The sequence below is a fragment of the Catenulispora pinisilvae genome (assembly GCF_015356865.1).
Classification (GTDB): domain Bacteria; phylum Actinomycetota; class Actinomycetes; order Streptomycetales; family Catenulisporaceae; genus Catenulispora; species Catenulispora pinisilvae.
The window spans coordinates 16625-27277 of record NZ_JAAFZA010000138.1; the positions used below are offsets into that span (position 1 = coordinate 16625).

Annotated in this window: 8 protein-coding genes; 2 read left to right on the top strand and 6 right to left on the bottom strand. The window is 69.2% G+C overall.

What is annotated here, in order from left to right; genetic code table 11:
- Nucleotides 1-39: 39 nt before the first annotated feature.
- The 3 genes from aspS to IZR01_RS30815 are packed head-to-tail and all read right to left on the bottom strand — an operon-like array spanning nt 40 to nt 3841.
- On the bottom strand, nt 40-1869 hold the full coding sequence (gene aspS / locus IZR01_RS30805; RefSeq protein WP_323746403.1) for an aspartate--tRNA ligase: 1830 nt from the start codon (nt 1867-1869) through the stop codon (nt 40-42).
- Nucleotides 1866-3128: a histidine--tRNA ligase gene (gene hisS / locus IZR01_RS30810; protein WP_194895511.1), complete on the bottom strand. Its 1263-nt coding sequence runs from the start codon at nt 3126-3128 to the stop codon at nt 1866-1868. The genes aspS and hisS overlap by 4 nt, the downstream gene beginning before the upstream one ends.
- Before the next feature lie 17 nt (nt 3129-3145).
- Nucleotides 3146-3841: an MBL fold metallo-hydrolase gene (locus IZR01_RS30815; protein WP_194895510.1), complete on the bottom strand. Its 696-nt coding sequence runs from the start codon at nt 3839-3841 to the stop codon at nt 3146-3148.
- Nucleotides 3842-4114: 273 nt separating this feature from the next.
- Between IZR01_RS30815 and IZR01_RS30820 the strand changes: the two genes are divergently transcribed.
- A complete protein-coding gene (locus IZR01_RS30820; RefSeq protein ID WP_194895509.1) occupies nt 4115-4942 on the top strand; it encodes a peptidylprolyl isomerase in 828 nt (275 codons plus the stop codon).
- Nucleotides 4943-5095: 153 nt separating this feature from the next.
- Complete coding sequence (locus IZR01_RS30825) at nt 5096-6394, top strand: DUF349 domain-containing protein (protein WP_228554895.1); 1299 nt, start codon at nt 5096-5098, stop codon at nt 6392-6394.
- A gap of 131 nt (nt 6395-6525) precedes the next feature.
- On the opposite strand, the gene IZR01_RS30830 is transcribed toward IZR01_RS30825, so the two are convergent.
- The 3 genes from IZR01_RS30830 to IZR01_RS30840 form a co-directional block, all read right to left on the bottom strand.
- Nucleotides 6526-7083 (bottom strand): DUF3592 domain-containing protein, encoded by a 558-nt coding sequence (locus IZR01_RS30830; RefSeq protein ID WP_194895507.1) that lies wholly within the window; start codon nt 7081-7083, stop codon nt 6526-6528.
- Nucleotides 7084-7285: 202 nt separating this feature from the next.
- Nucleotides 7286-8185 (bottom strand): hypothetical protein, encoded by a 900-nt coding sequence (locus IZR01_RS30835; protein WP_194925918.1) that lies wholly within the window; start codon nt 8183-8185, stop codon nt 7286-7288.
- A gap of 110 nt (nt 8186-8295) precedes the next feature.
- The coding region (locus tag IZR01_RS30840) for a RelA/SpoT family protein (RefSeq protein ID WP_194925919.1) at nt 8296-10653 on the bottom strand (2358 nt) is incomplete at its 5' end.

Genomic DNA, 10653 nt, shown 5'->3' on the forward strand with positions numbered 1-10653 from the left:
CTCCCGGCCCGCCCTGGCTCGCCTCTCAAGCGCTTGGCATCAGGCCTGCCCGGCGCCGTCCCTTGCCCCCGCGTCCTTGCTGCCCTTGTCCTGGCCGTTCTTGTCCTGGCCGCCCTTGGGCTCGAAGACCGCGTCCACTCCGGCCTCCTTGCGCTGCGCCGCCGTGATCGGCGTCGGCGCGCCGGTCAGCGGGTCGCCGCCGGTGGCGGTCTTCGGGAACGCCATCACGTCGCGGATGGTGTCCGCGCCGGTCAGCAGCGCGACCAGGCGGTCCAGGCCGAGGGCGATCCCGCCGTGCGGCGGCGGGCCGTAGTTGAAGGCCTCCAGCAGGAAGCCGAACTGCGACTGCGCTTCCTCCTGGGAGAGCCCGATCGCGGTGAAGGCCCGTTCCTGCACGTCCTTGCGGTGGATACGGATCGACCCGCCGCCCAGCTCAGTGCCGTTGAGCACGATGTCGTAGGCGTTGGACAGCGCGGAGCCGGGGTCCTTGTCGAAGGTGTCCAGGCTCTCGGCGGTCGGCGCGGTGAACGGGTGGTGCACCGCGTGCCAGCCGGTCTGCTCGCCGGCCGCGTCCTCGATCGGCTCGAACATCGGGAAGTCCACCACCCACAGGAACTTCCACGCGCTCTCGTCGATCAGCTCGCCGCGCTTGCCGATCTCCAGCCGGGCCGCGCCCAGCAGTTCCTGCGAGGCGGCCCGCTTGCCGGCCGCGAAGAAGACCGCGTCGCCGGGCTTGGCGCCGACCTTGTCGGCCAGCCCCGACAAGTGCGCCTCGGAGAGGTTCTTGGCGACCGGGCCGCGCAGCTCGCCGGTCTCGGCGTCGATGACCACATAGGCCAGGCCGCGGGCGCCGCGCGCCTTGGCCCAGTCCTGCCAGGCGTCCAGTTCCTTGCGGGTCTGGGCCGCGCCGCCGGGCATCACCACGGCGCCGACGTAGGGGGCCTGGAACACCCGGAACTCGGTGCCGGCGAAGTACTCGGTCAGCTCGGTGAGCTCCTGGCCGAAGCGCAGGTCCGGCTTGTCCGAGCCGTAGCGGTCCATCGCCTCGTGGTACTTCATGCGCGGCAGCGGCAGCGGGATCTCGACGCCCAGCGTCTCCTTCCACACCGCGGCCACGATCGCCTCGCCGATCTTCAGGATGTCCTCCTGGTCGACGAACGAGGCCTCGACGTCCAACTGCGTGAACTCCGGCTGCCGGTCGGCCCGGAAGTCCTCGTCCCGGTAGCAGCGCGCGATCTGGTAGTAGCGCTCCAGGCCGGCGACCATCAGCAGCTGCTTGAACAGCTGCGGGGACTGCGGCAGCGCGTACCAGGCGCCCGGCTGTAGGCGCACCGGGACCAGGAAGTCGCGCGCGCCCTCGGGGGTGGAACGGGTCAGCGTCGGGGTCTCGACGTCGAGGAAGCCGTGCTCCTCCATGACGTCCCGGATGACCTTGGTGGCCTTGGATCGCATCCGCAGGGCCCGGGCCATCGGCTCGCGCCGGATGTCGAGGTAGCGGTACTTCAGCCGCATCTCCTCGTTGATGTTCGAGCTCTTGTGCTCCTCGATCGGGAACGGCAGCGGCGCGGCCGGGGACAGCACCTCGACGGTGTCCACCACGACCTCGATCGCGCCGGTGGGCAGGTCCGGGTTCTCGTTGCCGTCGGGGCGCTCGCGCACCTCGCCGGTGGCCACCACACAGTACTCGTTGCGCAGGTCGTGGACGGACTCGCTCTCGCGAACCACGACCTGCACGAAACCGGACGCGTCCCGCAGATCCAGGAAGGTGACGCCCCCGTGGTCGCGCCGCCGGGCGACCCACCCGGCCAGCGTGACGGTGGTTCCGGCGTCGGACGCACGAAGCGTTCCCGCTTCATGGGTGCGGATCACTTCAGTTTCTCCTGAATCGTTGTGAGGATGCCGTCGAGGGACGCAGACTCCTGCTCCCCCGTCGCCAGTTCCTTGATCTGAATGACGTTCTCCGCGATGTCCCGCTCGCCGAGGATCAGCGCGTAGCGCGCCCCGGACCGGTCGGCGGCCTTCATCGCGGCCTTCATGCCCTTGCTGCCATAGCCGAAATCGGCTGCGACCCCGGACCGGCGCAGCGTGGTGACCAGCTCGAACAGCCGCTCGCGGGCGACCTCGCCGAGCGGCACCGCGAACACCGCCAGCTGCTCGGCGCCCGGCAGCTCCCGGCCCTCGGCCTGCACGGCGAGGACGGTGCGGTCCACGCCCAGCGCCCAGCCGACGCTCGGCAGGTTCGGGCCGCCCAGGTCCTCGGACAGCCCGTCGTAGCGGCCGCCGGCGCCGATCGCGGTCGGCGAGCCGGTGATGCCGCTGTGCACGAACTCGAAGGTGGTGCGGGTGTAGTAGTCCAGGCCGCGGACCAGCTTGGGGTCGTCGACGAAGGCCACGCCGGCCACGGTGAGCAGGCGCCGGACCTCCTCGTGGTAGACCTTGCACTCCTCGCAGAGGTTGTCGCTGATCAGCGGGACGTCGGTGAGCTGCTTCTGCACCGCCTCGCGCTTGTCGTCCAGCACCCGCAGCGGGTTGATCTCCGCGCGCTTGCGGGTCTCCTCGTCCAGGTCCAGGCCGCGCAGGAACTCCTGAAGCTTCTCCCGGTAGGCCGGACGGCACTTCTGGTCGCCGAGGGAGTTCAACAGGAGCGTGTACTCGGTGAGACCCAGGCCCCGGTAGATGTCGTCGGCGATGATCAGCAGCTCGGCGTCCAGCGCCGGATCCTCCGCGCCCAGCGCCTCGGCGCCGACCTGGGAGAAGTGGCGGTAGCGGCCGCGCTGCTGCTTCTCGTAGCGATAGAAGGAGCCGGAGTACCAGAGCTTCACCGGCAGGCTGCCGCGGATCAGGTTCGCCTGTAGAGCGGCCCGCAACACCGAGGCCGTGCCCTCGGGGCGCAGCGTGATGTCGTCGCCGCCGCGGGTGGTGAAGGAGTACATCTCCTTGGTGACGATGTCCGTGCTCTCGCCGACGCCGCGCTTGAACATGGCGGTCGACTCGAAGGCCGGGGTCTCGATGTAGCCGTAGCCGGCCGCGCGCAGCGGCGCCGCCATGGCCTCGCGCACCGCGAGGTAGGCCGCCGAGTCGGGCGGGAGCAGGTCGAAGGTGCCCGGCGCGTTCTTGAAGGTGCTCATGATGTTCGTGGATATCCCTACATACCGCGGGGTTTCACCGACAGCGGCGCGGCTTCCGTCAAGAACGGGTTCGTGGCGCGCTCGCGGCCGATCGTGGTCTGGGGGCCGTGGCCGGACAGGACGACGGTCTCGTCCGACAGCGGCAGGCAGACGCGGGCCAGTGACGCCAGCAACTCTTCGCGGTCGCCGCCGGGCAGGTCCCAGCGGCCGACTGCTCCGGCGAACAGGAGGTCCCCGGTGAAGAGCACCTGCGGGATGTCCTGTTGCTCGGGAGTCCGGAACGACACTGAGCCCTTGGTATGGCCCGGGGTGTGGTCGACGGTGATCTCCAGACCGGCCAGGCTCAGCACGACGCCGTCGGTGAGTTCCTTGACGTCGTCCGGCTCGACGAACTTCGCCTGCCCGAAGACCGGCGTGCCCGGGGCGATGCCCAGCCACTTCTGCGGGTCGGTGAGCATGCCGCGATCGCCGGGGTGGATATAGGCCGGGACGCCGTAGTCACCGCAGACCGGGACGACGCTCATGGTGTGGTCGACATGGCCGTGCGTCAGCAGGACCGCGACCGGCTGCAACTTGTGCTCCCGGACGACTTCCTCGACGCCCGCCGCGGCGGCCTCGCCGGGATCGATGATCACGCACTGTTCCCCGGCGCCGGGCGCCACGAGATAGCAGTTCGCACCCAGGCTTCCGGCTGGGAATCCGGCGACAAGCACGCGCGCCCCACACTTTGTTCGGTCGATGCGGTTTGGAGATTTCCCTACGCAGGCTACCGGGGGCGCCGGTCCCTTTGCGAACTCATTGGAAGCTCACAGGTGATTTCTAGGGAACGCACCGTACACTGTGCCGCTGAAGCCAGACACGTTCAAGATCTTTCAGTGTCGGCCACGGACACATTTCGAATAGACACCGCACGACATCCAAGACACTCGAGACACTCGACACGACCTCGGCCGGCAGCGTCCGGCCCACTATCCGGAGGCGAATCGGTGACCAGCAAGGACCGTCAGCGAGAGCTGGAACGCGCCCGATACGAGCGCGTCCAGGCCCGCTTGGCCCAGCAGCAGGCGGCCGCCAAGAAGCGCAACAAGATCACGGCCGCCGTGGCCGCGGTGGCGGTGATCGGCATAGGGGTCGGCGTCGCGTTCGCGACCAGCAGCGGCAACAAGACCGACAAGACGGCGAGCGCCTCGCCCACTTCGTCGCCGTCGGACACCTCGTCCGCGCCCACCACCCCGGCGCCGACCAGCTCCAGCCCGGAGCAGATCGGCTACCAGAAGACCGGCAGCGCGTCCAAGGACGTCGGCGTGCCGACCTACAACGCGGCCGACGCGGCCAAGCCGTACACCGCGACGATCCAGTTCAACTCCGGCGACGTCACCTTCGACGCGCTGACCACGAAGGCGCCGTACACCACGTACTCGTTCAAGTACCTGTCCGGCAAGGGCTACTTCGACAACACCCCCTGCCACCGACTGGTCACTCAGGGCATCTACGTGCTTCAGTGCGGCGACCCGACCGGCAAGGGCGACGGCGGGCCCGGCTACCAGTTCCAGGACGAGAACCTGACCGGCGCGACGTACCCGGCGGGCACCATCGCCATGGCGAACGGCGGACCGGGCACCAACGGCAGCCAGTTCTTCATCGTCTACAAGGACTCCCCGCTGCCCCCGAGCTACACGCCCTGGGGCAAGGTCACCGTCGGCATGGACGTGATCAACAAGATCGCCGCGGTCGGCGAGACCGACAGCGGTCAGAACCCCGGCGACGGCAGTCCGAAGCAGCCTGTGACCATCAAGAGCGTGACCATCAAGTAAACGGCGACCGGGAGCCGTGCACCTCGCACCGTTCGCGGCGCGGCCGAGGAACAGCGGTTCGATTCCGGAACGTGACGCGGGCCGTCCCCTCACTGGGACGGTCCGCGCTATTGTGTCCCACTGGATGACCGGGACCCGGATCCGTGCAGGTGTATGTGGCGGACCGGTCCGCAGATACCCCGGTCCAGCAGAACTTGGAGGCTCATCGTGGGCGAGGCAACCGAGGCTTGGGGCCGGGTCGCCGAGGACGGCACCGTCTACGTCCGAACCGCCGACGGCGAGCGGCAGGTCGGCTCGTGGGCGGCCGGTTCCCCGGACGAGGCGCTGGCGTACTACCAGCGCAAGTTCGACGGCCTGAAGGTCGAGGTCGACCTGATCGCCAACCGCCTGAAGCAGACCGGGCCCTCCGCACCGTCCCCGAAGGACGCCCTGGAGAAGATCGGCAAGCTGCGCGAGTCCATCTCCGGCGCCAACGCGGTCGGCGACCTGGACGGCCTGCTGACCCGGCTGGACGGCCTGGTGGAGCTGGCCGAGCAGCGCCGGGCCGAGCACCGCGCGGCCCGCGAGCAGCAGCAGGCCGGGGCCCGCGCGGCCAAGCAGGAACTGGCCGAGGAGGCCGAGCGGCTGGCGGTGTCCACCGAGTGGCGCGTGGCCGGGGACCGTATGAAGGTGCTGCTGGACGAGTGGAAGGCCGCCCCGCGCCTGGACCGCAAGACCGACGACGAGCTGTGGCACCGGCTGTCCCAGGCCCGCTCGGCCTTCGCCAAGCGCCGCAAGCAGCACTTCGCCGAACTGGACGCCCAGCGCGTGGAGATCCGCTCCCACAAGGAGCAGCTGATCGCCGAGGCCGAGGCCCTGCAGGACTCCACCGACTGGAACCCCACCGCCGGCCGCTTCCGCGACCTGATGAGCGAGTGGAAGACCGCCGGCCGCGCCCAGCGCGACGTCGAGGACGACCTGTGGAAGCGCTTCAAGGCCGCCCAGGACACCTTCTTCGCCGCCCGCAACGCGATCCTGGACGAGCGCAACGGCGCCGAGCGCGAGAACCTGGCCGCCAAGGAACTCCTGGTGGTCGAGGCCGAGGCCCTGCTCCCGATCAGCGACCACCGCGCCGCCCGCGTCGCACTGCGCTCCCTGAACGAGCGCTGGGAGGCCATCGGCCCGGTCCCACGCGACTCCCGCCAGCGCATCGAGGGCCGCCTGCACACCGTCGACCGCGCCATCGCCGACGCCGAGGCCTCCGAACTGTCCCGCAAGGACCCGGAGAAGCGGGCCCGGGCCGAGGCCACGGTCGAGCAGCTGCGCACCGCGCTGGACAAGCTGCGGGTGCAGGCCGACAAGGCGCGGGCCGCCGGGCAGGAGAAGAAGGTCGCGGACGCTGAGGCTTCGATCGCGGCCCGGCAGGAGTGGCTGGCCGAGGCTGAGAAGGCGCTGGCGGAGTTCACGCGGTGAGGTTTGCGGCCTCTGCTGTAGTTCAGCGGTTGGGTTGGGGCTGAGCTAAGGTCACCGGGTTTGAGGTTCGGGCGCTTTCCTTGGGAAAGCGCCCGAACCTTTTACATCCCCCTACATCCGCCTTGGAAGCTTCAGTTCCAGGTCGACATGCCGAATCCGATAGCGCCCGCCAACGCGAACACGGCCGCCGTCAACATCAGCACCGCGACGACCGACCCGGCAGCCGCCGTACGCGGAGCGACGCGGGCCGGCCATATCCGGCCCGGCCGCCGCGGGTCGTAACGCAGCCGGATCCGGCCGTCCGCCGTCTCCGGAAACATGGCCCGGCTACCGGCCCGACGCCTCTCCCCCCGCAACGTCGTGAACTCGTAGACCCGGTGCAAGACATAGCTCTGATCCCCGGGATGCGGCGGCACCGTATACCCCTCGCTGGTCACAAAGCCCTCGACCACGACCGTGCGCCGCCACGCGACCGGATCCGCGATGTAGTCCACGCACAACGCCAGCAGCATCCACGGCAACCCCGCCGCCAGCACCCCGAACCCGGCGGCCACCACCCAACAAGCGGCCCGGTCCCACTCCTCGAAGCCCAGCAGCCCGACCAACGTCACCAGATACGCGGCCCCCACCGCGATCAACCCCTTGCGCGCCGGGGACAACGTCACCCGCGCCGGGACTCGACTCCGCACCCGCACACCCTAGCGATCACAGCGTCCCGGTAGTAGCCCGAATCGTGCGATAGCCCAAAACGTTGCGATAGCCCGAAACGCCTCCCGGGCGCTCGGCGCCGCAGACGCGGCCTACGAGAGCTGACTCCCCGAATGACGAGCGGCGAACGACGAACGACGCCGCTCCCGCGAGGGCGGACGGCGCCGTCTCATGCTTCGCAGCTCAGCCGGCGTCGAAGACTTCGGACGCGCTCGTCGCGGTCAGCGCACGATCGAGCCAGGCATCGAGCTGGTCGAGGTCGGTACAGTCAGACAACCGGCCACCCTGTTCGTCCGTGATCGCGATACCCCGTATGTCCAGAACCCGGCGCAGGCTCGCCGCACGGCCCTCAGCGGCTCCCTCGGCACGGCCCTCGGCACGGCCCTCGGCACGAAGCTGCCGCGAGAAAGCCGAGCGATAGAACGAAGTATCCAGCGCCATCATCTGCCTCCAAATCTCTTCGGCTGGGGTGTTCCCCAGGCCGATGCCCGTCAGCTCGGCCAGGTCGTAGGCCTCTTCGGGGTCATCCATCGCCTTCAGTGCCGAGGCCAGCGTTTTCAGTATCGCACCGATATCGGCGTCTTTCGCGTGAGTCAGCGCAGAAAGCACCGCTAGGGGGACGTAGTCACGCGCGGCCTCCTCGTCGAGGATCGCCGGCACGTTGTGCGGGCCCACGACAACCGCACGCAGCGTCAGCGCGGCCCAGGCACCGGCGCCGTGCTTGAAGGGTTGCGCTGCCCAGGTCGCGACGCGACGGTCGTGGCAGATCACGAGTAACAGGACAGGCAATCGGTACTTGTCCGCTAGGTACGCCAGGTAGTAGGTCCAGGTGTACCTCTTGTCCTCATCGACGCCCCGCTGCGATTCGACGAGCACCAAGTACGCCTCGCCATCCGCCGTCTCACAGCGGAGCAGGGTGTCGATACGCCGTTCCATCGGGCGGATCTCCGTGACGTCACCTGAGATGACCGACACCGTGTCGGGAGTCGGTAACGACAGGCCTAAGGCGTGGAAAGTCCGCCCGAGCATCTCCGAGTCGTGATGGAAGATCCGGTGCATGGCTTCATGCGAAGAGCTGACCATGTCCGCGACCGTAAAGGGATGCGCGGTGGCGAATCAGCCTTTCCCCCGCGCATCACCCTAAAGAGTGCGAACAAAACTACGTGCACTCACCACAAACGCCTGCTCAGCGCTCACGCATGCTTAGCGCTCGTCACCCGATAGACGTCGAACACCCCTTCAACCCCCTTGACCGCCTTCAACACCGCGCCCAGGTGCGCCGGGTCGGCCATCTCGAACGTGAACCGCGAGATCGCCACCCGGTCGCGGCTGGTGGTCACCGAGGCCGACAGGATGTTGACGTGCTGGTCCGACAGGACGCGGGTGACGTCCGAGAGGAGCCTGGACCGGTCCAGCGCCTCTACTTGGATCGCGACTAGAAACATGGACGCCCCTCCGGGCGACCAAGACACCTCCACCATCCGTTCGGGCTGGGCGGCCAGCGATTCGATGTTGGTGCAGTCCGCGCGGTGGACGGAGACGCCGGAGGCGCGGGTGATGAAGCCGACGATGTCGTCGCCGGGGACCGGGGTGCAGCAGCGGGCCAGCTTGACCCAGATGTCGTCGGTGCCCTTGACCAGGACGCCGGGGTCGCCGGCGGGCCGGGCCTGGCCGCGCCGGGACAGCTTCTCGATGTTGCCCGGGACGGTGGCCTCGGCCAGGTCCTCGGTCGCCCCCTCCTCGCCGCCGAGCAGGTGCAGCAGGCGATGGACGACGTGCTGGGCCGAGATGTGGCCCTCGCCGATCGCGGCGTACAGGGCGCTGATGTCGGCGTGCCGCAGGTCGTGGGCGACGGTGGCCAGGGACTCGGAGGTCATCAGGCGCTGCAACGGCAGCCCCTGCTTGCGCATGGCCTTGGCGAGCTGGTCCTTGCCCTGCTCGACCGCCTCCTCGCGGCGCTCCTTGGTGTACCACTGGCGGATCTTGTTGCGGGCGCGCGGGGACGCCACGAAGCCCAGCCAGTCCCGGGACGGTCCGGAGTTCGGCGCCTTGGAGGTGAAGATCTCCACCACGTCGCCGTTGTCCAGCTTGCTGTCCAGCGGCACCAGCCGGCCGTTCACCCGGGCGCCGATGGTGTGGTGCCCGACCTCGGTGTGGACCGCGTAGGCGAAGTCGACCGGGGTGGAGCCGGAGGGCAGCGCCATCACCATGCCCTTGGGCGTGAAGACGTAGACCTCGGCGGTGGACAGGTCGAAGCGCAGCGCGTCCAGGAACTCGTTCGGGTCCGCGGTCTCCTTCTGCCAGTCCAGCAGCTGCCGCAGCCACGCCATGTCGCCGCCGGGGTTCGCGGTCCCGGCGCCGTTGGTGGGCTTGCGGACGCCCTCGACGGCGTCCTCCTTGTACTTCCAGTGCGCCGCGACACCGTACTCCGCGCGCCGGTGCATCGCGAAGGTCCGGATCTGGAGCTCCACGGCCTTGCCGCCGGGGCCGATCACCGTGGTGTGCAGGGACTGGTACATGTTGAACTTCGGCATCGCGATGTAGTCCTTGAACCGGCCGGGGACCGGGTTCCACCGCGCGTGCACGGCGCCCAGCGCCGCGTAGCAGTCGCGCACCGAGTCCACCAAAACCCGGATGCCGACCAGGTCGTAGATGTCGGCGAAGTCGCGGCCGCGCACGATCATCTTCTGGTAGACCGAGTAGTAGTGCTTCGGACGCCCGGTGACCGTGGCGCGGATCTTCGCCTCGCGCAGGTCGGTGTGCACCGCGTCGATGACCTGGCTCAGGTACTCCTCGCGCTTGGGAGCCCGCTCGGAGACCAGGCGCACGATCTCGTCGTACATCTTGGGATAGAGGATGGCGAAGGCCAGGTCCTCCAGCTCCCACTTGATGGTGTTCATGCCCAGCCGGTGCGCCAGCGGGGCGTAGATCTCCAGCGTCTCGCGGGACTTGCTCTCCTGCTTCTCCCGCTTCATGTAACGCATGGTGCGCATGTTGTGCAGCCGGTCGGCGAGCTTGATCACCAGCACCCGGATGTCCCGGGCCATGGCCACGACCATCTTGCGCACGGTCTCGGCCTGCGTGGCCTCGCCCAGCTTCACCTTGTCCAGCTTGGTGACGCCGTCCACCAGCAGCGCGACGGTGTCGCCGAAGTCGCCGCGCACCATGTCGAGCGTGTAGTCGGTGTCCTCGACGGTGTCGTGGAGCAGTCCGGCGCACAGCGTCGGCACGTCCATGCCCAGCTCGGCCAGGATGGTGGTGACGGCCAGCGGGTGGGTGATGTACGGATCGCCGCTCTTGCGCCGCTGCCCGCGGTGATGCCGCTCGGCGACGGCGTACGCCTGCTCGACGGGCTTCAGGTCGGCCTTCGGATGGTTGGCCCGGATGATCTTGAACATCGGCTCCAGCACCACCGGCGGCCCACCGCTGCGCGCACTGCCCAGGCGCGCCAGGCGGGCCCGGACGCGGCTGGAGCTCGGCCGGGCGCCGGACTTCGCGGCCCCGGGCGGGAGCGGCACAGGCGGCGCGGAGGGCAGGGCCGGGGGCGCTGC

What these genes read in the sequence shown, in the direction of transcription:
- hisS (WP_194895511.1), bottom strand. Translation starts at nt 3,128, where the DNA reads ATGAGCACCTTCAAGAACGCGCCGGGCACCTTCGACCTGCTCCCGCCC.
- IZR01_RS30825 (WP_228554895.1), top strand. Translation starts at nt 5,096, where the DNA reads ATGTGGCGGACCGGTCCGCAGATACCCCGGTCCAGCAGAACTTGGAGG.
- IZR01_RS30835 (WP_194925918.1), bottom strand. Translation starts at nt 8,185, where the DNA reads ATGGTCAGCTCTTCGCATGAAGCCATGCACCGGATCTTCCATCACGAC.